Consider the following 19908-nt stretch of genomic DNA (forward strand, 5'->3'; position numbering starts at 1 on the left):
CGCGAGCCGGATAAGGGAAAACCCGACCTTCCACGAGCACGAGGCCGCCCGGGCCAAGGATTTTTAAGGTTCTTCGTCTAAGGCTATCGGCAAGGGGAATGCCGATGCTTCGGAAACTGGGACGCAAATACGCCTCGACGGTGGCCGGCGCGATTGCCTTGCTGGCCGTGGTCGCGGCTGCCGGCTTCTATGCCGGACAAGGAGCGGTGGAATCCCTCGTGCAAGGCGAGGTAGAGACCAGGGCTCAGCGTTTCGCGTCCTTTCTGCTCGAAAATGGCCCCCAGCTCGACGCTCTCCTGACGGGCCTTTCCCGAACCGCCGACGCCGAGGTCGAGGCCCGCAACGCGGGCGCGGCAGCCAATCTCGTCAATTTCTCGATCTTCGACGCCAATGGGCACGAGGTCTTCACGCCGCGTTCGACGCGCCAGGAATGGCTCTTGCGCGAGCGCCCGGGCGGCACCGCGACGGGCGTTTCGCTTTCGACAGACTACCTGGAAAAGTCCGGCCCTTGGATCGCGGTGGACGGCGCATCGGGCAGCAAGCCGACGGCGACGCTTCCCCTGTTTCGGGACGGCCAGCGCATCGGATTTCTTTCCGTCAGCCCCGACATGGCAGAGGAACGGCAGCGTTTCGTGTCCGACATCTCGTCGGTTGCCGCCAGCCTCTTTGGGGCCGCCATCCTTGCGATCGGCGTTCCCGCCGCGATCTTCTTCCTGCGTCGCCGGATGATCGAACAGGTCAACGAGCGCATCGAATTCCTCGACAATTTCGACCCCCTGACGCACCTTCTCAACCGGAAGCGCTTTCAGGAACGGGCCGATGGCATCCTGGCGACGTCGCGCGCCACGCGCGAGCGCATGGCCCTTTGGGCGATCAACGTCACCAGCCTGTCGGACATCAACAGCGGCATGGGGCAACAGGTCGGCGACGAGTTGCTGCGCACCCTGTCGGAGCGCATCGGAGCGGTGATCGACAAGGCCGACCTGTTCGGCCGGATGAGCGGCGGCGACTTCCGCCTGCTCCAACGCAACAATCTGAGCGGCGTGCAGGCCGTGGAAACGCTCGCGCAGAAAATTCGCGAGACGGTGGAGATGCCGATCGAGATCGCCGGCCATACGATCGTGCCCAAGCTCGCCATCGGCGTGTCGCTCGTTCCCGATCATGGCCGCAACATTTCCGACATCGAGCGCCATGCCGATCTTGCCCGCACGGCGCACACGGAGGGCAAGTCCGGCTTCTACGCCGTGTTTGATCCGTCCATGGACGTGGAAGCGCATCGCCGGCGGCAGATCGAGCGCGACATGCGCATTGCCCTCAAGAACGACCGGTTCGAGCTCTTCTATCAGCCCATCGTCGGCGCCTCGGACGGCGTGCCCAAAGGTTACGAGGCGCTGATTCGCCTACCCGACGACCAAGGCGGATTCATCTCGCCGGGCGAGTTCATCCCGATCGCCGAAGCGCGCGATCTGATGAAGCCCATCAGCGACTTCGTGATCGACGAGAGCATCCGCCAGATCGCGCTCTGGCCCGAGCATCTCTACATGTCGATCAACCTCTCCCCAGCGCAGTTCCAGGACAACGATCTCGTCGAGATCGTCAGCTCGGCGCTCCAGCGCCACGGGGTCAGCGGCAACCGGCTTCAGATCGAGGTCGTGGAAACGTTGCTGCTCGAGCGCAGCGACATCGTGCTGCACCAGTTGCGCGGCCTGAAGCAACTCGGCATCTCCATCGCCATGGACGACTTCGGCACGGGCTATTCCTCGCTCGGCTATCTCTGGCGCTTCCCGTTCGACACGTTGAAGATCGACCAGTCGTTCATGCTCGCCTTCGACGCCGGGGAAGCCAATGTCCGGCAGATCCTCGAGACGATCATCTCGCTCGCCCACAATCTGGGCATGCGTGTCACCACCGAAGGCGTCGAGACCGCCGAGCAGGCGCGCATGCTCGCAGCTCTGCATTGCGACTCTCTCCAGGGCTTCCATTTTTCCCGGCCCAAACCCGCGCGGCAGATCGACATCGCCCCGAATGCGACTCTGCGCAAGGTTGAAGCCGCCGCTTGAGACCGTAAGACATGGCCGCACGCAAGCATCATGGCTCGCTACCATGCGGACTTATCGAGGCCCCTCTCTCTTTCCTGGCAAAGTCGAGCCTCTTTGATACTCTGGCCGCACGCGAGAGCTTGTTAAGAGTTAAATAATATTTACTTTAAATTGGAAATATTCTCAGCTCTTGCGCGAACCGAACCGAAGTCGGCGCATTCTATCTTCAGGCAACGGAGTTGTGTGATGCGTGTCCTGATTGTCGAAGACGAGCCGCTGATCGCGATGGATCTGGAAGACTTGGTGCTGGAAGCGTCCAATGCCGACTGCGTCTGGGCTCGAGATGTGGCGGGAGGCTTGATGCAGGTGGCCCGTGGCGTCGACTTCGCCCTTCTGGACTTCGACCTCGGTGGGCAGACCTCTCTCCCGGTGGCCCTGCGTCTGCAGGCGCAGTCCATCCCCTTCTGCTTCGTGTCGGGCAGCCTGTCCGACGTTCCGCTTTCGCTGCGGGCCGTTCCCAGCATCGCCAAGCCTTTCCGCCCCGCCGACATCCGGCGCCTGCTCGCTGTGGCCTGACGGCACGAGACGCAGTTCAGCCTTTCAAGGACAGTCGATCTGGCGTCGCGCCCGAAAAGGGCACGGCGCCAATTTCGTTTGCTTTGCGCCAGACTTTCACACGACGACGTTGAATGGCCGGAACATCATTCAGGTAGCATTGGCGTTTGTGCCGGACATGCCAAAAAGGCTGAACCGTCCATCGACGGTTCAGCCTTTCCAGATAGTCTTTGAGAGGAGGCGGCCTGCCGTTAGCGCGCGACATCCTTCACGGCTGCGCCCGTCGCATCGACGGTGTTGCCGACGTCGCGGCCGACGCCACGAACGGTGTTGGCGCATGCCGAAAGCGCCAGAGTGGCGACCAGGGCGAGAGCGACGGAAGTGACGCGACGGGGCATGCTGTGCTCCTATGGACGATGTTCTGGCCTCAAAACAAAGCTGCGGCGATTTGGTTCCCACAATTTCGTCACCTTCGCGACATGGCGAGGTCACGCACTGGGGATAGGCCCGACAGGATTGGGCGCGACGGGAGCGGCCGGGTTCGCCTTCGAAACCAGCCCGCCTCCGTTCGCGTCCTTGCGAGTGGGGAAATGGCTTTCTTCAAAGCCGCGTGTGCCCGATCCGTTTGCTTTGCCTTCACCATTTCAATGGCTTATGTGGCAAGGCGTTGGCAGCAGGAATACCGCGTCGAACGGCCGCCGGAAGGCGGGCCGGCGACACGGGGCGGGAAGGGATTCGCATGAAGTTGAAGGATGCCATCTGGCCCGTGATCGGCATCGGCGCCGTCGTATTTTCCTGCTGGCTCCTGTTCCGCGAAGTGCGGACCATCTCGCTGGACCAGATCTGGGCGAGCTTCACGGCCATCACGGGATGGCAATGGGCGGGTTCGCTCGCCAGCGCGGCGCTGGCCTATGTCATGCTCGCCTATTACGACCGGCTGGCGCTCCGCCATATCGGCCGCTCGGTGCCCTTCCCCTTCATCGCCGCGACATCGTTCGCCACCTATGCGCTGTCGCACAACATCGGCGCTTCGGTGTTCTCGGGGGCCGTGGTGCGCTATCGCGCCTATCGCTCGCGCGGCCTGTCGGGCTCCGAGATCGCGCTGCTGATCGCCTTCTGCTCCTTCACCTTCGGCGTCGGCGTGCTTCTGGTCAGCGCCGTGTCGCTCCTGATTCAGCCGGATATCATCCAGCGCTATTTCGACATCCACTCCTCCGTGCCACTTTTCATTGCCGGCGCGATCGTGGTGGCCATCGCCTTCTACGTGTTCGGAAGTTTTAAGGGCTTCCAGCCGCTGACCATCGGCAAATTCCACCTACACTATCCACGCCGCGACGTGGTGATCCGTCAGTTGATCGCGGCTCCGCTCGAAATCGTGGCCGCCGCCAGCATCATCTATTTCGCCCTTCCTCCCGAGCACAATCCGGGCTTCGTGGTGGTTCTGGCGATCTTCGTCGTGTCCTTCTCGCTGGCTCTGGTGTCCCACGCGCCTGGCGGCCTCGGCGTCTTGGAAGTGACCTTCCTCGCCGGGCTGTCGGACGTGCCGGAAACCAACGTCCTCGCCGCGCTCCTCGTCTTCCGCATCCTCTATCTTCTGATCCCCTTCGCCATCGCGATCGTTCTCGTGCTCCTGTTCGAGCAGAGCGCCCTGTGGCGTCGCAAGTCGGCGGACGGCCCCTCGCAGTCCTGACCGCGTCGGGCGTCTGGCGCGCGCAGCGAGCGGGCGCCTCGGCGCCGATGCGGCAAGGCCGGTTCTAGTTGGCGGGCCCCGCGTCGGTCGGCACGCGCCATTGCCGCTCACCGTCGAGGCAGGAGCCCTTGTCCGGCGCGCCGGCGGTAAGCACGACGCGCGCCATCTCGCGCGGCTTGCGCGGCGCGCGGTCGGCGAGTTCCAGAACCAGCTTGCGCCGGATCGCGTCGGGAAACTGGCTCCACTCAGTGACCGGGATCATGAAGGCGCCGGGGCCGCCGATCACGCATTGGCTGTAGTAGCGGTCGAGATCGGGCATCGATCCCCAGGCGTTAATGTCCTCCGCGCCGCCCTGCGTCATCAAAGGCAGGCCGTTGATGACGATGCCCTTGGCCACCGCCGCGTCGCGCGCCTCCAGCACCGGGCGGCCCTGGTTGTTGGCGCCGTCCCCCGAGATGTCGATGACCCGCCGATCGCCGGCATAGCCATTCCCATCGAATAGCTTTGCGGAAAAGTCGATCGCGGCCGAGATCGAGGTCCGCCTCTGGCGATCTGGCTCAGCCGTCGCCAGAAGCGTGGCAAAGCGCTCGGCGCTTTCCTGGCTGTCGATCAGCGTCCAGGGGATGACGACATTCTGGGTGAGATCGCCCGCCCATTCCACATAGGTGACGGCGACCCGCCCGTTGAGCCCGTCGCGGACGGCGTCCAGCACCTCCTTGCTGCGCCAGGCCGCGACATAGCCCTGGCGCTGGATGGACTGCTCGTCCTCGTTCATCGACCAGGAAATATCGACCGCCATCACCAGTTCGACATCGACCGGCAGATCCTCGGCCGCAGCCGGCCTTCCCTCCTCGATCGCGAGAAGGGCGAGGCATGCGAGCAAGGGGGTCCAAACGCCGCGCATGCAGGAATGGTGAAGTCTTCCTTACGATTTCGCAACAGGCCGGGCGCGAGTTTTTTTGCAAGGCGCCTCCCGGCCTTAGGCGAAAGGTCCGAAGGGCGATCAGCTTTGAAACACCCCTTTTTGCCCGGCTTAGCGCGAGAAAATGCGCTCTTTCGCATGGTCGTTCACTAGTCGTAACCGCGTTCGCGGCAGGATGGGTACAACCCGTTCGCAACTTCCGAGACCCGCGGATATGTCCACGACACCCCTGTCACGTCCGCTTGGCCCTAGGTCCCACCCGTGGCTCTACTGGCTGTCTCGGCGCGGCCATGGGCCGCTGGTGCTCTTCGTGCTGGCCGCCTGTGTCGTCGGGCTCTCGCTGCCGCTCACCCTGCCGCTCGGCCCGTTCTACTGGGACACGGTTCTTTACCTCGACGGCGGCAACCGCGTCCTGACAGGGCAGATCCCCTCGACGGACTTCTTCGCGCCGGTTGGCCCGCTCGGCTATTGGCTGTTCGCCGGCGGGCTTCGGCTCTTCTCGCAGCCACAGCCGCTGCTTCTCGCGCATTGGATGATGTTTCTCGTCACCCTGCCGCCCTTCCTTCCGGTCCTGCTGCGCGTGGCGAAGGAGCGACCGGCCCTCGCCTGGGGTCTTCTCCTACCGCTCGTGTTCTTTCAGCTCCTGCCCCTGAACGTCGAGCAGTTCTCCACCTTTCCGAGCTTCGACGGCTACGGGATGTACAACAGGCAGGTGTCGCAGGTTCTCTATGTGCTCGTCGCTGCCCTTCTGTTCGAGCGCCGCGCCGGGCTGCTCCTATTCGCGATCGCCTGGTGCTGCACGGCGCTGTTTCTTCTGAAGATCACCGGCTTCATCGTCGCCGGGCTGATCTGCCTTCTCGCCTTCGCGGCGGGCCGCGTGCCGCTGCGCGTCGCGCTGGGCGCGGTGGCTTGCTTCCTCCTCGTCCTGGCAGGGCTGGAGCTTCGCTTCGCGTTGGTCAGCCGCTACATTCTCGACATCGCGGCGCTGGTTCGGCTGAACGAGGGCGGCCTTGCCTCGCGTCTGGTTCAGGCCGCGTCGATCCATTTCGGGCTTTTCGGCGCGGGCTGCGCGCTTCTGGTCGGGCTGCTCGTCATCCAGTGGACCTCGGTGCGCGAGAGGCTGACGGCGCTCGGGGCGCGCCGCGATCTTCCCTCGCTCACCGCCGTGCTGGATCAAGACATCGTCTGGCTCGTCGTGCTGCTCGCCGGCGGCATTTTCTTCGAGTCGCAGAACACGGGCGATCAGGCCTTTCTCTTCCTCTGGCCGCTGCTCCTGCGCATTCTGTCGGGGCCGGCGGGGCGCTCCCTGCCCGTTCTCGTACTGGTCGGCGCGGTGGCGCTGCCGCCCTTCGTCAACGTGGCGCACCGGGCGGCGCGCGCGCTGATCGGTCAGATCTACTATGTCGATCTGCCGCTGCCCAACCTGAAGATCCTCGCCCAAGTGAACCAGCGGCCCGAACTGGTGGAGCGCGCCGAGGTCAATCTCGACATTCTCGGCCGCCGCAAGGAAACCTACGAGGCGTTTGCAGAGCACGGGCAGCTGCCGATCTATGCGATGTATGCCGATCTCGATTTCCAGGCGACCTGGCTGCTGGCGACCGATCAGGCGGTCGCGGCCATCCAGGCCTTTGAGGCGCGGGAGGGCGTGCGGTTCGAGACGATCATGACACTCAACTTCACCAACCCCTTTCCCTATCTTCTCGACCGTCAGGCGCCGCGACGGATCGCGATTGGGGCCGATCCATCGCGCGCCGTTCCGCCGCCCGACGCGGAGACGATCGCCGCCGTGCGCGGCACCGATCTCATTCTATACCCCACCTGCCCGATCACGCCCGCCAACATCGCCCTGCGGACCATCTACGAGGCGGGTCTTGCCGGCCACCGGACGGTGGAACTCTCGCCCTGCTGGACCGGCTATGTCCGGGAAGGCCTTCTGGAAAACCGGTGAGCGTCGGCAAGACCGCGCAAACGAAAGGGCCGGGTCCTCGAAGGACCCGGCCCTTTTTGCTTGGGCTGGAAGGGGGAAGCTTCGGTCAGCCAATCTGCGTCTTCACGAAATCCTTGACGATCGAGACGATGCCTCGGCCGAGAAGCGCGTCGAGCGCGTCGCAGAACTGGTCGACATGCTCCGGGTCGCAGATCAGCGGCGGCTCCAGGCGGATGACGTTGCGATTGTACTCGGTGAAGGCCACGAGACAGTCGTAGTCCTTGAGCAGAAGCGCGCCGACGAAGCCCGACAGCGAGCCCTTCAGCTTCTCGTCGAGCAGCGCCACCATCGGCCGAAGCGCGAAGGGCAGCGTCTGCGAGAAGTCGTGGAACTCCAGGCCCACCATCAGGCCGCGCCCGCGCACATCCTTGACGATGCTAGGATATTTCGCCTGGATCGCGGTCAGCCTGTCTTTCAGATAGGTGCCGACGGCCGCCGCGTTGCCGATCAGATCCTCGTCGTAAAGCGTATTCAGCGCCTCGATCGAGGTGGCGCAGCCCTCGCCGATGCCGCCGAACGTGGCGTGGGCGTGGATCATCGCCGTCTTTGGCGTGCCATAGGCCTTCATATAGACGTCGCGGCGCGCGACCATCGCGGCCATGGCCGCCTTGCCGCCGCCGAAGCTCTTGGCGAGCGCCGTCACGTCCGGGATCACGCCGTGATGCTCGAAGGCGTAGAAGCGCCCGGTGCGGCCGTAACCACACTGGACCTCGTCCGCCACCCAGATCACCCGGTGCTGGTCGCAGAGCGCGCGAACGCCCTGCCAATATTCGGTCGGCGCCTCGATGATGCCGCCACCGCCCTGCACGGTTTCCAAGACCACGACCCCGACATCGGGATCGGAGCGCACCACGGCCGTCAGCGCCTTCAGGTCGCCAAAGGGCACGCGATAGGTGTTCTCCACCAGCTTGAAGTCGCCGCGATAGAGCGACGAGTCGGTCAGCGACAGGACGCCCTTGGTCTTCCCGTGGAAGGAGTTCTCGGCATAGACGATCTTGCAATTGGTGCGGCCCGAGGCGCGCTCGGCGACCTTGATTGCCGCTTCCATGGCCTCCGAGCCGGACGAGCCGAGAAACACCATGTCGAGCTCGCCAGGCGAGCACGCCGCGACATTCTTGGCCAGCGCCGCCGCATATTGCGACAGGAAGGCGATGGCGATCTCGTGCCGCTTCTCGTCCTGGAACTGCTTACGCGCGGCGAGGATACGGGGGTGGTTGTGGCCGAAGGCTAGCGAGCCGAAGCCGCCGAAGAAGTCGAGAATCTTCCGGCCGTTCTGGTCGAAATAATACATGCCCTCGGCGCGCTCGACCTTCACCTTGTGAAAGCCGAGCAGCTTCATGAAATGAAACTGGCCGGGGTTGATATGCTCCTTGAATAGGTCCGCCATGGTGGCGAGATCCATCGCCTTGGCCTGTTCGAGGGAGAGCATGGCGGGCTTGGGCGGCCCGCGCCGGGGCGCCGGGGCGGGCGCGTCAGCGGCGTCGAGACGCGGGGCGGTGGTCATCGGGCGATCAAGCATCGAAGCTCAGTCCTCACTCGGCCGGATGGGGATAGGCGGAGCCGGGAGCCGAGTGCCCCACCTTCTTCGCGCGGTATTCGCTATAGGCGGCGATCAGCATGTCCTCGTCGCGGTACTGCGGCACCCAGCCGAGATCGCGCTTGCCCTTGGACACGTCGAGAACGCATTCCTCGTCGGCGATGAGGTACTGCTCGGGGTCCATCAGGGGCTTGTTCAGCCAGTCGAGGAAATCGAGCGTGCGCTTCACCGCGAAGCCCGGCGTCGGCACGAGGATCGACTTCGATCCGGCATGGCGCACGAGGTCGCCCAGGAGCTTCCTGACGGGCGGCGGGTTCAGCGAGCCGAGATTGTAGGCCTCGTTCGGCACGCCCGCCTTCCAGGCCAGGCGCGCGGCCTCGGCGCAGTCGAACACTGAGATGAACTGGTAGGGATTGCGTCCCGAGCCGATCATCGGCACCGGCAGGTTCGCGTCGATCAGCTTGAACAGCTTTTCCAGAATGCCGAGGCGACCCGGGCCGATGATGAGGCGTGGGCGAAACAGCGAGATGCGCATGCCGCGCTCGCGCCAGTCGGCGGCCAGATGCTCGGTGTCGAGCTTGGACTGGCCGTACTCGCCGAGCGGAGCGACCGGATGGTCCTCCGTCATGGGCGTGACGACCGTATGGCCGTAGATCATGTCCGTGGTGAAGTGGACGAGCTTGTGGGCGCCGGCCCGGTCCATCGCCTCCATGATGTGCTTCGTGCCGTCGTAATTGACGGGATAGAAGAAGTCGTGCCGCTTGGCCCGCACCTGGATCGGCGACAGCATCTTGGCAGACAGGTTGTAGACCATGTCGTCCGGCGCGATCGGCGCGGCCATCACGGCGTCGCGGTCGGTCACGTCGAGCGTGAGGTGGCGCACGCTGCCGTAATGCGGCAGGTCGCTCTTGGCAATGTCGAGGACGACGACCTCGGCGCCCTCCTCGGAGAGCTTCTGCGCGAGATGACGGCCGACGAACCCGTCGCCGCCGAAAATCACATGTTTCATCACCGGTTTCCTTCGATCGAATGGGTCTGGGCTTGCGCGGTCTGGGGCGCCTCGTCCGCCACGGTCTGGCTGCCGCCCCGGGCGATGAAGACCGTGCCGAGGCAGATCAGCGCGATGCCGCCGATGCGCGCGGGCGTCAGCGCTTCGCCGAACAGCGTCCAGGCGGCGAAGGCCACCACGACATAGGCCAGCGACAGGAAGGGATAGGCGTAGGACAGCTCGACCTTGGACAGGACGAAGAGGTGCGAGGCCATCGAGATCACGAAGGTCAGCAGCCCCAGGAACACGAAGGGGCTGAAGACGATCTGCAGGATCTTCAAAAGCGGATTGACGCCCGCGAAGGACAGCGGACCCAGTTGCATCATCCCATGCTTCAGAAGAATCTGCGCCGCCGCGTTGGTGAACACGGTGAACAGGATGAAGGGAATGTAACGGCTCATGCGCGCGCCCTTTCGTTCGAGCGCCCGAACCATGGCGCCGGGGGAACTGTTCGGGAGTTAAGACGGGAATGGTTTTCGCTCACAACCTCAACAAACACTTTCTGACGCTGGGGTAGCGGCGTCGAGGGAGGGAAGCGGCAGTCGAAGCGCCGTGCGCCGCCAGAAGTCCGACAGAAGCGCGGGATCGCGCAGAGCCTCGAGTTCGCGCCAGCGCGGAAAGGACGCGGCAAAGGTCGCCGGCGCCATGCGCGCGTCCTTGTAGGGATTGACCCGCCCGCCGGCTGCCACGACGATCGCATCGAGCCTATCCAGAAGCCGTTCGGTCCGGGGACCGAGATGGGGGAAGTCGAGCGTCAGCGTGTAGCCCTCCGTGGGAAAGCTCAGGAGACCGGGGCTTTGGAGAGCGCCGAAGCGCTTCAGCACGGTGAGGAACGACCCCTGCCCCGCTTCCAGAGCCGTTTCCATCAGCGCGCGCACGGTCTCGGCCGCATGGCGCGTGGGAACGAGGCTCTGGTGCTGGTGCAAGCCGCGCGGCCCGTAAAGTCGGTTCCAGCCGCCGATCCGGTCCAGCGGGTAGAAGAAGCCATCGAAGGGCACGGTGCGCCGGCTCATTCCGGGGCGGGCTTTGCGGAAGTACAGCTCGTTGAACGCGCGAAGGCCCAGGCCCCGCAACGGGCTGACCGGCGGCGTCCAGGGCACGGTGGCGAGCGGAGGCCGGGCGCGGCCCGTGCGGTCTCCCTCCGCCGCATGGTCGCCGCAGATGAGATGCCCGCGCCCGAAGGAGGTGCCGCGCGCCAGGGAGTCGATCCAGGCGACGGCGTATTCGTGGCGCTCGTCGGCCGCCTCGGCTCGCTCAAAATAGTCCGACAGGCGGCTGAAACGCTGCGTCGTCTCCAAGATCGACGCGGAGCCGACGCGCATCAACCGCAGGCGCAGGCGCGTGACGAAACCGGTGAGGCCCATGCCGCCGATCGTGGCGTGGAAGAGATCGGCATTTTCGCTCGCTGAACAATGCAGCGTGCCGCGATTCGAACGCTCTAGCTCGAAGCTCTCGACCCAGCGCCCGAACGTGCCCCGGCGGTGGTGGTTCTTGCCGTGGATGTCGTTGGCGAGCGCGCCGCCCAGCGTGACGAATTGCGTGCCGGGCGTGACCGGCAGGAACCAGCCTTGCGGCACGATCCGCTCCGTCACCTCGCGCAGCAGAACGCCGGCATCGGCATCGAGCAGCCCGGTCTCGGCGTCGAACCCGTGGATGCGCGCGCCCTGCGCGGGCGTCAGAAGCCATCCGGAATCGTTGAGGCAGCTGTCGCCATAGGAGCGGCCGTTGCCGTGCGGCAGCATCGTCTCGCCGGCCTGCGCCAGCCTGCCGTCAAAGGGCCGTCGCCTGCGCCCGCCCGGCGGCGGCGCGATCGTCCCGCCCCAGTTGTCGCCGGCATCACGCATAGGCGGCGGCCAGGAAGAGCAGCGCGCCGAGGCCGACCATGATCTGCGAGCGCCAGTCGCGCAGGATGAAGACCACGGGGTCGTCATGCATCTCGTTGCGCTTGGCGAGAACCCAGATTCGCACGATGATGTAGAGAACCAGCGGGCAAAGCGGCCAGATCAGATAGGGATGGGCCTGGAGCTGCCGGATCTCGGCGCTGTCGATGTAAAGCGCCAGAACCAGAACCGAGGCGAAGCCCGAGGCCATGCCGGCCTGCGCCAGCGTGTCGAGATCGGCGGGAACATAGCCCCGGCCCGTGGTGCGGCGCGAGGCGCCTTCGCCGAACTCGGCCAGTTCGACATAGCGCTTCACCAGCGCCAGCGAGAAGAAGAAGAACAGCGAGAAGGCCAGGAGCCAGAAGGACCCGACCGTATCGGCCGAAGCGGCGCCCGCCAGGATACGCAGGGTGTAAAGCCCTGCCAGCGTCAGCACGTCGATCAGGAGCATGCGTTTGAGCGCGAAGGAATAGGCGGTGGTCAGCACGAGATAGATGCCGAGAACGGCGGTGAACTCGATCGGCAAAAGCAGACTGAGGCCGAAGGCGGCCACGAACAGCCCGACGCCCGCCGTTACGCCGATCGGTATGGGCACCTGCCCGCTGGCGAAGGGCCGTCGGCGCTTGGTTCCATGGCGACGGTCCGCCGCGAGATCCAGAAGATCGTTGAAGATATAGACCGAGGAGGCCGCCATGGAGAAGCAGACGAAGGCCAGCATTCCCGCCAGCACCATCGGCACGTCGACATATTCGTGGTTCAGGACGATGGGCACGAAGAGAAGAAGGTTCTTCATCCACTGGTGCGGACGCATCGCCTTGAGAAGGGCGCGGGGCAGGTTCCCCTCCCCCTGGATCAGCCGGCTGGCGCGCTCGCTTTCCCGGTGCCAGCGCGCGGCCGCCCGGTCCGGCTGGACAACGGTCACGCCCTCGGCGGCGTCGAACAGGCAGAGATCGTCGCGCGAATTGCCGATATAGTCGAAGGGGGCGCCGGCGCGCTCGGCCGCGATGCGATCGAGCTTGCGCTCGGCGGACAGATTCTCGTCCCGGTTGCTGGCGATCACCCGATCGAACAGTCCGAGATGGTCGGCCACGCCTTGCGCCAGCCGCTCGTTGGCGGCCGTGGCGAGAACGATGGTGCGCCCGGTCTCGCGCTCGGCGCGCAGGGTTTCGACCACTTCCTCGCGATAGGGCCAGGTCGCGGGATCGACCTCGATCCCGGCCGCAAGCTCATGCTTGAGAACGGACTTGCCGGCCAACAGCCAGCCGAACAGGCGCCAGGCCTGCAAGGGGTTCTGGCGGGCGAACAGAAACAGGCTTTCCCAGAGCAGGTCGCTGCGAATGAGCGTGCCGTCCAGATCGACATAGAGAGGCCGATCGGTTCTTGCCTGGAGCGTATCCATCTGCGGCCGTCGTCGCTTGGTGAAATCGGACCCTATCGTTCCACCCTGGCGGGTTTCGTTCGCGTAAATCCGGCCCCCACGATTCGGTGAGCTGAGAACACCGTGAAGAAGCGCTTAAGAAAGCTGTCGCATTCCGTGCGATCGCGGCTCCCTGCCGCCGATCGCGAAAGCCCGGGTCAGTGGGCCAGCCCGTGGGCGGCGCGCGCCATCAGGCATTCCTCGTCGCCCGGCTGGCAGGTGCGGCAGACATGGGGGCGCAGCGGATAGATGCCGCATCCCGTCCGCTGGCCGACGATCCCCGTCAGCGCCATGCAGCGCTCGCCCTCGCAGCGCATGCCGGACAGATCGGCCGACACAAGTTCTGCGGGAATGCGATCGAGCTCTTCGTCGGTCTCGGTGGAGAAGCGCGGCCATTCCGAGGAATAAGAGCAGCAGGCGCCGCAGCTTTGACAATCGAAGGAAGATGCGTCCGCCGCCATAGTCTCAACCTTTCGAACGCGCTCATCCCGCCCACAAGCAAACCCGAGAGCTAAAAAAGCGCATGGGACCCCGGAGGGGACGTCTTGACTTCATCGGAAGGAGAAATGGTGGGTGATGTAGGGATCGAACCTACGACCCGCTGATTAAGAGTCAGCTGCTCTACCAACTGAGCTAATCACCCGAAGCGCTGTGTTTCGCGCTTTTCAGTGCCGGTCGGCGTCTGTGAGGCGGTGTATACGCAGGGCGATTGGCCCTGTCCACCCTCTTTTTGCACCGCCCTCGATTTTTCTCGTTTGTTCTTGTGCGACAAGGGCTTGCAGCGGATGCCTCAGCCGCGGTGCCAGGGAAGGCGAGAAGCGATGGAGATCGGCAGCGGCTTGGCGAAGAGGCGCAGCCCCTCCTCCGACTCGGCCTGGGCCACAAGACCGGCCATCGAGGCGGCATGGGGCACGACACTGACGGTCTCTTCCCCGTCATGCGCCACGTCGAGGAAATGGATGCCGGCGAAAAGCTCGCGGCGGTAGACCAGCTTGGCGGAACGGATCGCCTCGTCGTCGCCCATGCGGAACTCGAAATGCTTGGGCAGCGGCACCGAACCGTCGATCGTCAGTAGGGCGCCGGTCGCGGAAATGTTGCGAACGATGCAGTCCACCGTCGAATAGCGGTTGTTGAACAGAATCTGGGCGCGCTTGAAGATGCGGGTTCGAGGCGCGACTCGCCGTTCACTGCTGTCGGATTCCGGTTGCGCGAGAGCCATCACTCCGTTCCTTCGCCGATTTCACGACGTAGTTTTAGCTCGCAATGGTTTGTGCTCCCTGAATCCCCGGCCACGAAGTGGCCGCATACGGTTCTTTTTCTCGCCGTTTGCAGTTCCTGAACGAAATCGCCCGCCGGACGCGCGAGGCGTCCGGCGGGCGATCGTGATTCGAAAGCTTGGGCGGGGCGCGAACGGCGCCCCGACGGGATCGATTAGTTGCGAGCCTTGTCGACCAGCTGGTTCTTGGCGATCCAGGGCATCATGCCGCGCAGCTTCGCGCCAACTTCCTCGATCTGGTGCGCGTCGTTCACGCGGCGGATACCCTTGAAGCGGGCGGCGCCGGAGCGATACTCCTGCATCCAGTCGGAGGTGAACTTGCCGGTCTGGATGTCCTTGAGGACACGCTTCATCTCGGCCTTCGTCTCGTCCGTGATGATGCGCGGGCCGGTCACGTACTCGCCCCACTCCGCCGTGTTGGAGATGGAGTAGTTCATGTTGGCGATGCCGCCCTCGTAGATGAGGTCGACGATGAGCTTCACTTCGTGCAGGCACTCGAAATAGGCCATCTCGGGGGCGTAGCCACCCTCGACCAGCGTCTCGAAGCCGGCGCGGATGAGCTCGACCAGACCGCCGCAGAGCACGACCTGCTCGCCGAAGAGATCGGTCTCGCACTCTTCCTTGAAGTTGGTCTCGATGATGCCCGAGCGGCCGCCGCCGACGCCGCAGGCGTAGGAGAGCGCGAGGTCGAGCGCGTTGCCGCTCGCGTCCTGATGAACGGCCACGAGGCAGGGCACGCCGCCGCCCTTCTTGTATTCGCCGCGCACCGTGTGGCCCGGGCCCTTGGGCGCGATCATGACGACGTCGACGCTCTTCTTCGGCTCGATCAGGCCGAAATGGACGTTCAGGCCGTGCGCGAAGGCGATGGCCGCGCCGTCGCGCAGGTTGTCGGCGATCTCGGCCTTGTAGATGTCGGCCTGCAGCTCGTCCGGCGTCGCCATCATCAGGAGGTCGGCCCAGGCGGCCGCTTCCGCGACGTTCATGACCTTGAAGCCGTCGGCCTCGGCCTTCTGGCGCGTGGCGGAACCCTCCTTGAGGGCGATCGCGACGTTGCCGGCGCCCGAATCCTTGAGGTTCAGCGCATGGGCCCGGCCCTGGCTGCCGTAGCCGACGATCGCGACCTTCTTGGACTTGATCAGGTTCAGATCGGCATCGCGATCATAATACACGCGCATGGGTGTTTCCTCTCTCGTTGACGGGTGCGGCACAGGCCGCTTCGTGGGCCCCGTAAAGGGCCAGGAACTGCTGCGTCGCACGCCGGGCGTCCCGGTCGATCTCCGCGTCAGTGATGGGGGTTCGGTCGCCGAGCAGGAGGCGGATCTGCACGTCCCGCACGACGAGGCCGAAGAAAGTGCCGAAGGCGAGGTCCGCGTCGTCGAAGGCGAGCAGCCCCGCCTCGTGCGCGAGATCCAAGAAGGGCCTCAGCCGCGCGCGCAGCGCCACCGGGCCGTTTTCCAGGACGATCAGGCCGAGATCGTGATTGTCCGTGCCCGCCTGCCCGACGGCCACGCGGTTGAGCGCGATCGAGGTGCGGCTGGCGATGACGCGCAGCCAATCGGAGGCGAACTGCTCCAGCCCCTGCACCAGCGATTCCGGGCACAAGGTCTCGCGGCGCATCGGCAGCGCCCGCACCTTCGCGGCCTGCCACTGCACGGTCGCGGTCAAAAGCCCGTCGCGCCCGCCGAACCACTTGTAGAGCGTTTCCTTGGAGCAGCTGGCGCGGCGGGCGACGGCGGTCATGGTGAGCTTGTCGCCATCCTCGACCAGCAGCGACAAGGCAGCGTCGAGCACCGCCTTCTGGCGCTCGCTCAGGGCCTCGTCCATGGGGAAGATCGCACTCATCACCGCTCGACTCTTCGCCGCTCGCGTTTCGCCGGCCGCCCAACACGTACCGTACGTTACGGTTCGCACTACACAAGGCTCTGGCGCGAGGCAAGGGGGCAGAGCGTTCGTTCGGCTATTTCACGACGATCAGACGCTCGGCGGCGCGGGTGATGGCGGTGTAGAGCCAGCGCTCGCGCGATTCCTTGAAGGCCCAGCTTTCGTCGAAGAGCATGACGTCGTCCCATTGCGAGCCCTGCGCCTTATGGACGGTCAGGGCATAGCCATAGTCGAAATCGTCGTAGCGCTTCTTGGTGGCCCAGGGGATCTCGGCCGTCGGGTCCTCGAAGACCTGCTTCAGGAGCTTGATCTTGGCCATGCCCTTGTCGATGTCGTCATCGTCGGGCTTCACCAAGAGATTGGTGCCGGGCTTCACGGTTTCGGGCGAGGCCGTCATGACCTGCCAGAGCGAGCCGTTGAGCAGGCCTTTGGCCGGGTCGTTTCGCAGGCAGACGAGTTTGTCGCCCGACTGCGGCAATGCGCCGGTGAAGCCCTTCAACTCGCGCAGGCGATTGTTGTAGAGGCGGCGCGTGCGGTTGGTGCCGACCAGAACCTGATCGGCCGCCAGAACCTCGTCGCGGTCCACCTCCCGCTTGGTGATGACGCGCGCGGCGCCATGGTCGCCGAGCTGCAGCTCGCGCCCTTCCCGCGCGTCGAGCGCCAAGGCGAGGATCGGATTGTCGCGCGCCTGGCGGTGGATCTCCGTCAAGAGGAAATCCGGTTCGGCTTCGGTGAAGAAGCCACCGCCCGAAACCGGCGGCAACTGGCCGGGATCGCCCAAAACCAGGATGGGCGTGCCGAAGGACAGGAGATCGCGCCCCAGCGCCTCGTCCACCATGGAGCATTCGTCCACCACCACGAGCTTGGCCTTGGCGACCGGGCTCTGGCGGTTGAGCGAGAAGGTCGGCGACACGCGCGCCGTGCCTGTCGTCTCGTCCTCCGAAGCCTCTTCGCCGCGCGGGCGATAGATCAGGGAGTGGATGGTCTTGGCCGACTTGGCGCCCTTGGAGCGGAGCACCTGCGCCGCCTTGCCGGTGAAGGCGGCGAACTGCACGCCGCCTTCCACCCCTTCGGCGAAGTGGCGCGCGAGCGTCGTCTTGCCCGTGCCGGCATAGCCGAACAGGCGGAAGATCGGCTGGTCGCCGCGCCGCAGCCAATCGGCCACACGCGTCAGCGCCTCGTCCTGCTGCGGAGAGAATTTCATGGCGCGAGGCGTCGCAGAAAACCGCGCCTTTGCCAAGCGCTCGATGCAACCGGCGGCGCGCCGACGGCGAGGATCGAGCAGGTAGCATTGTAAAACCGTCATGGGCGCGAACTATGAGCAGTCTCGCGGCCGACCCACCCTCCCCGTTCGGGACGGCGGCCTTTCCCAGCGCCTCCAACCGAGAGACTCGCTCCATGTCCGGCATCATCTCCGCCATCGGCTTCTGCAACAACACCGGCCCCGGCGATCTGTCGACGCTCGACGCCTCGCTGCGCGCGGTCGCCGATACGGGCGCCGACGCCTGCGAAATCGGCATCTATGGCGAGGAGATCATCGCCGGTGGGCGCGTCATCGAAGATCGCCTCGCCCGCGTCGCCGCCATCGCTTCCAACTATCGGTTCCGCAAGCTGTCGCTGCACGGGCAGATCGTCTCCAACTTCATGGACCGCGAGAATCTGCACCTTCAGAAGGGGGTTGTGCGGGCCATGTTGGAGCTTTGCGATCGTCTGGGCGCCGGCGTGCTGGTCCATCATTGCGGCTCGGCCCAGTTGACCGAGGGCGTGACGCCAGCCGATCTCGATCAGATGGAGCGCGAGGCGCTGTTCGAGATGGCGGAGGTCGCCAAGACCTACGGCACGCGCATCGTGCTGGAAAACATCTTCACGACCGAGCCCGGCCAGTATCGTCAGACGCCGACCCAGGTCGCCGAAACCGTGCGCGCCATCGGCCACGCCAACCTCGCGGCGCTGATCGACTTCGGCCATGCCTATATCGAATCGCGCTACAAGGGCCTCGACTTCCGCGCCGAGCTGCGCGCCATGGCGGACGTGACCGGCCACCTGCATGTGCACGACAATTTCGGCCTGCCCTACACGACGAAGACATTCTACCACCGGGCCGAGGCCACGGCGCTCGGCATCGGCGATCTGCACCTGCCGCTCGGCTGGGGCGATATCGCTTGGGAGGACATATTCTCCGAGCTGACCTTCCTGCCCGACACCACCCTCATCATGGAAATCGGCGCGGAGCGCTTCGCGGCCGAGCAGCCCGCCTGCCTGGAGCGCGCCCGCAAGCTGGCGGACCTCGTCAACGCGCGCAGCATGGCGGCCTGAGCCAGAACCATCCCAGCGACCAGCCGGCCCCGCGATGGGGTTCGGCTGGTCGCTTCTCGCCAAGATCAGCGCAGCATGGGCCAGAGCGTCGCCACCAGCGCGAGGCCCATGACGATGTTGAAGACGCGCAGTCGCCTGGGGTCGGAGAGAAACCCGCGCAAAGCCACGCCGAAGCCGGCCCAGATCGAGACGCTGGGAAAGTTCACCAGCGCGAAGGCGGTGCCGACCAGAAGCACCGAGACGACAGGCGATTCGGCCTGCGTGTAGGCGCCCATGGCGACCAGCGACATGGCCCAGGCCTTCGGGTTGACCCATTGGAAAGCTGCGGCCTGCCTGAAGCTCAGCGGCTGGCCGCCCACCTCCGCCTTTCCGATCGAGCGCGAAAAGGCGATCTTCCAGGCGAGCCAGAGCATGTAGAGGACGCTGAGGAACTTCAGCGCGGTCTGGAGCGCGGGCACCGCATGAAGCAGCGCGCCGAGGCCGAAGCCGACCGCGAGAAGCAGCGAGAAGAAGCCGATCGCGATGCCCAGCATATGCGGGATCGTGCGGCGAAAGCCGAAGTTCACGCCCGATGCCATCAGCATCATGTTGTTCGGCCCCGGCGTGATCGAGGTGACGAAGGCGTAGACGAGCAGACCAAGAAACAGGTCGAGAGGCATGGAAAGCTCCGGGCGCGCCAGCGCGCTGCCCGGAAGCGGGAGCGTCAGACGCCTAAGATAGAAAGAATGGCCGAAATCATCAGCTCTCGTGCGCCGCTTCGCGACCGCGCGCCATGGCGGCGACGCCCGTGCGGCAGACCTCTACGAGGCCGAGCGGCGCCATGATCTGGATGAACTTCTCGATCTTGGAGCCCTTGCCCGTGATCTCGAAGACGAAATGGTCCGTCGTGGAATCCACCACCTTGGCGCGGAACACGTCGGAGAGACGCAGCGCCTCGACCCGGTCCTCGCCCTTCCCGGCCACCTTCACCAGCGCCAGCTCGCGCTCGATCGGACCGTCGTCGCCCAGGCCCACCGCCGTCTTGGTAAGGTCCACCACGCGGTGAACCGGGACGATCCGGTCGAGCTGGCTCTTCAGCTGCTCGATGACCGCCGGCACGCCGCGCGTCACCACGGTGATGCGCGAGAGATGCTTGTTGTGGTCGGTCTCGGAGACGGTCAGGCTCTCGATATTGTAGCCGCGCCCGGAGAACAGGCCGATGACGCGCGCGAGCACGCCCGGCTCGTTGTCGACCACGATCGATAGGGTGCGCGATTCCGGCGAGGGCTTCTCGTCGGTGATGAAATAGGCCGAGGCCGGAGGCTGGATCGGTAGGTTCATGGCAAAGGCTTCTCGAAAAGCGAGCGGGGTTCGGCGGGGC

19 protein-coding genes and 1 tRNA gene are annotated in these 19908 nt (G+C 65.2%); 5 read left to right on the forward strand and 15 right to left on the reverse strand.

The features are described 5' to 3' along the window. Positions 1 to 104 precede the first annotated feature (104 nt). Entirely contained in the window at positions 105 to 2060 is a 1956-nt protein-coding gene (locus tag M673_RS13805; RefSeq protein WP_061976578.1) for a putative bifunctional diguanylate cyclase/phosphodiesterase, read from the forward strand. Between the two features lie 225 nt (positions 2061 to 2285). Then, entirely contained in the window at positions 2286 to 2615 is a 330-nt protein-coding gene (locus M673_RS13810; protein ID WP_061976579.1) for a response regulator, read from the forward strand. A 230-nt stretch (positions 2616 to 2845) separates the two neighbouring features. Here the strand turns inward: M673_RS13810 and M673_RS24660 are convergent, their stop codons facing one another. Next, positions 2846 to 2992, reverse strand: coding sequence for a hypothetical protein (locus tag M673_RS24660; protein ID WP_187301269.1), 147 nt, complete (start codon positions 2990 to 2992; stop codon positions 2846 to 2848). A 341-nt stretch (positions 2993 to 3333) separates the two neighbouring features. Between M673_RS24660 and M673_RS13815 the strand changes: the two genes are divergently transcribed. Continuing rightward, positions 3334 to 4284, forward strand: a complete 951-nt coding sequence (locus tag M673_RS13815) for a lysylphosphatidylglycerol synthase transmembrane domain-containing protein (RefSeq protein ID WP_061976580.1) — start codon at positions 3334 to 3336, stop codon at positions 4282 to 4284. Between the two features lie 64 nt (positions 4285 to 4348). Here M673_RS13815 and M673_RS13820 read toward each other — a convergent pair whose 3' ends face one another. Beyond that, positions 4349 to 5188, reverse strand: a complete 840-nt coding sequence (locus tag M673_RS13820; RefSeq protein WP_061976581.1) for a DUF1194 domain-containing protein — start codon at positions 5186 to 5188, stop codon at positions 4349 to 4351. Positions 5189 to 5420: 232 nt separating this feature from the next. Between M673_RS13820 and M673_RS13825 the strand changes: the two genes are divergently transcribed. Beyond that, the gene (locus tag M673_RS13825) at positions 5421 to 7154 is read left to right on the forward strand and encodes a hypothetical protein (protein ID WP_148640073.1); all 1734 of its coding nucleotides are present in this window, start codon (positions 5421 to 5423) and stop codon (positions 7152 to 7154) included. 85 nt (positions 7155 to 7239) lie between these two features. Here M673_RS13825 and M673_RS13830 read toward each other — a convergent pair whose 3' ends face one another. From M673_RS13830 to M673_RS13880, 11 genes are all read right to left on the reverse strand, one after another. Then, entirely contained in the window at positions 7240 to 8712 is a 1473-nt protein-coding gene (locus M673_RS13830; protein WP_061976583.1) for an aspartate aminotransferase family protein, read from the reverse strand. A 13-nt stretch (positions 8713 to 8725) separates the two neighbouring features. Further along, a complete protein-coding gene (locus M673_RS13835; RefSeq protein ID WP_061976584.1) occupies positions 8726 to 9739 on the reverse strand; it encodes an NAD-dependent epimerase/dehydratase family protein in 1014 nt (337 codons plus the stop codon). Continuing rightward, positions 9739 to 10179 (reverse strand): EamA family transporter, encoded by a 441-nt coding sequence (locus tag M673_RS13840; protein ID WP_061977853.1) that lies wholly within the window; start codon positions 10177 to 10179, stop codon positions 9739 to 9741. Before M673_RS13840 ends, M673_RS13835 begins: the two co-directional genes overlap by 1 nt. An 87-nt stretch (positions 10180 to 10266) precedes the next feature. Then, positions 10267 to 11622 (reverse strand): FAD-binding oxidoreductase, encoded by a 1356-nt coding sequence (locus M673_RS13845; protein ID WP_061976585.1) that lies wholly within the window; start codon positions 11620 to 11622, stop codon positions 10267 to 10269. After that, positions 11615 to 13057 (reverse strand): UbiA family prenyltransferase, encoded by a 1443-nt coding sequence (locus M673_RS13850; RefSeq protein WP_061976586.1) that lies wholly within the window; start codon positions 13055 to 13057, stop codon positions 11615 to 11617. The genes M673_RS13845 and M673_RS13850 overlap by 8 nt, the downstream gene beginning before the upstream one ends. Before the next feature lie 176 nt (positions 13058 to 13233). Then, positions 13234 to 13536, reverse strand: a complete 303-nt coding sequence (locus tag M673_RS13855) for a YkgJ family cysteine cluster protein (protein WP_061976587.1) — start codon at positions 13534 to 13536, stop codon at positions 13234 to 13236. A gap of 106 nt (positions 13537 to 13642) precedes the next feature. Next, positions 13643 to 13718 (reverse strand) — tRNA-Lys (locus M673_RS13860). Positions 13719 to 13865: 147 nt separating this feature from the next. Continuing rightward, entirely contained in the window at positions 13866 to 14294 is a 429-nt protein-coding gene (locus M673_RS13865) for a PilZ domain-containing protein (protein WP_061976588.1), read from the reverse strand. Positions 14295 to 14506: 212 nt separating this feature from the next. Next, positions 14507 to 15526: a ketol-acid reductoisomerase gene (gene ilvC, locus M673_RS13870; protein ID WP_061976589.1), complete on the reverse strand. Its 1020-nt coding sequence runs from the start codon at positions 15524 to 15526 to the stop codon at positions 14507 to 14509. Beyond that, complete coding sequence (locus M673_RS13875) at positions 15510 to 16193, reverse strand: TetR/AcrR family transcriptional regulator (RefSeq protein WP_061976590.1); 684 nt, start codon at positions 16191 to 16193, stop codon at positions 15510 to 15512. The genes ilvC and M673_RS13875 overlap by 17 nt, the downstream gene beginning before the upstream one ends. A gap of 115 nt (positions 16194 to 16308) precedes the next feature. Next, positions 16309 to 17436, reverse strand: coding sequence for an ATP-dependent DNA helicase (locus M673_RS13880; protein WP_061976591.1), 1128 nt, complete (start codon positions 17434 to 17436; stop codon positions 16309 to 16311). A gap of 194 nt (positions 17437 to 17630) precedes the next feature. Between M673_RS13880 and M673_RS13885 the strand changes: the two genes are divergently transcribed. After that, positions 17631 to 18548, forward strand: a complete 918-nt coding sequence (locus M673_RS13885) for a sugar phosphate isomerase/epimerase family protein (RefSeq protein WP_061976592.1) — start codon at positions 17631 to 17633, stop codon at positions 18546 to 18548. A 65-nt stretch (positions 18549 to 18613) separates the two neighbouring features. On the opposite strand, the gene M673_RS13890 is transcribed toward M673_RS13885, so the two are convergent. Then, positions 18614 to 19207, reverse strand: a complete 594-nt coding sequence (locus M673_RS13890) for a LysE family translocator (RefSeq protein WP_061976593.1) — start codon at positions 19205 to 19207, stop codon at positions 18614 to 18616. A 79-nt stretch (positions 19208 to 19286) separates the two neighbouring features. Continuing rightward, a complete protein-coding gene (gene ilvN, locus M673_RS13895; RefSeq protein WP_061976594.1) occupies positions 19287 to 19868 on the reverse strand; it encodes an acetolactate synthase small subunit in 582 nt (193 codons plus the stop codon). Between the last annotated feature and the right edge of the window lie 40 nt (positions 19869 to 19908).

It is taken from the genome of Aureimonas sp. AU20 (assembly GCF_001442755.1).
Lineage (GTDB): Bacteria > Pseudomonadota > Alphaproteobacteria > Rhizobiales > Rhizobiaceae > Aureimonas.

What these genes read in the sequence shown, in the direction of transcription:
- M673_RS13850 (WP_061976586.1), bottom strand. Translation starts at nt 13,057, where the DNA reads ATGGATACGCTCCAGGCAAGAACCGATCGGCCTCTCTATGTCGATCTG.
- M673_RS13845 (WP_061976585.1), bottom strand. Translation starts at nt 11,622, where the DNA reads ATGCGTGATGCCGGCGACAACTGGGGCGGGACGATCGCGCCGCCGCCG.
- M673_RS13820 (WP_061976581.1), bottom strand. Translation starts at nt 5,188, where the DNA reads ATGCGCGGCGTTTGGACCCCCTTGCTCGCATGCCTCGCCCTTCTCGCG.
- M673_RS13885 (WP_061976592.1), top strand. Translation starts at nt 17,631, where the DNA reads ATGTCCGGCATCATCTCCGCCATCGGCTTCTGCAACAACACCGGCCCC.
- M673_RS13890 (WP_061976593.1), bottom strand. Translation starts at nt 19,207, where the DNA reads ATGCCTCTCGACCTGTTTCTTGGTCTGCTCGTCTACGCCTTCGTCACC.
- M673_RS13825 (WP_148640073.1), top strand. Translation starts at nt 5,421, where the DNA reads ATGTCCACGACACCCCTGTCACGTCCGCTTGGCCCTAGGTCCCACCCG.
- M673_RS24660 (WP_187301269.1), bottom strand. Translation starts at nt 2,992, where the DNA reads ATGCCCCGTCGCGTCACTTCCGTCGCTCTCGCCCTGGTCGCCACTCTG.
- M673_RS13840 (WP_061977853.1), bottom strand. Translation starts at nt 10,179, where the DNA reads ATGAGCCGTTACATTCCCTTCATCCTGTTCACCGTGTTCACCAACGCG.
- ilvC (WP_061976589.1), bottom strand. Translation starts at nt 15,526, where the DNA reads ATGCGCGTGTATTATGATCGCGATGCCGATCTGAACCTGATCAAGTCC.
- M673_RS13875 (WP_061976590.1), bottom strand. Translation starts at nt 16,193, where the DNA reads ATGAGTGCGATCTTCCCCATGGACGAGGCCCTGAGCGAGCGCCAGAAG.
- M673_RS13815 (WP_061976580.1), top strand. Translation starts at nt 3,334, where the DNA reads ATGAAGTTGAAGGATGCCATCTGGCCCGTGATCGGCATCGGCGCCGTC.
- M673_RS13810 (WP_061976579.1), top strand. Translation starts at nt 2,286, where the DNA reads ATGCGTGTCCTGATTGTCGAAGACGAGCCGCTGATCGCGATGGATCTG.
- M673_RS13880 (WP_061976591.1), bottom strand. Translation starts at nt 17,436, where the DNA reads ATGAAATTCTCTCCGCAGCAGGACGAGGCGCTGACGCGTGTGGCCGAT.
- ilvN (WP_061976594.1), bottom strand. Translation starts at nt 19,868, where the DNA reads ATGAACCTACCGATCCAGCCTCCGGCCTCGGCCTATTTCATCACCGAC.
- M673_RS13835 (WP_061976584.1), bottom strand. Translation starts at nt 9,739, where the DNA reads ATGAAACATGTGATTTTCGGCGGCGACGGGTTCGTCGGCCGTCATCTC.
- M673_RS13855 (WP_061976587.1), bottom strand. Translation starts at nt 13,536, where the DNA reads ATGGCGGCGGACGCATCTTCCTTCGATTGTCAAAGCTGCGGCGCCTGC.
- M673_RS13805 (WP_061976578.1), top strand. Translation starts at nt 105, where the DNA reads ATGCTTCGGAAACTGGGACGCAAATACGCCTCGACGGTGGCCGGCGCG.
- M673_RS13830 (WP_061976583.1), bottom strand. Translation starts at nt 8,712, where the DNA reads ATGCTTGATCGCCCGATGACCACCGCCCCGCGTCTCGACGCCGCTGAC.
- M673_RS13865 (WP_061976588.1), bottom strand. Translation starts at nt 14,294, where the DNA reads ATGGCTCTCGCGCAACCGGAATCCGACAGCAGTGAACGGCGAGTCGCG.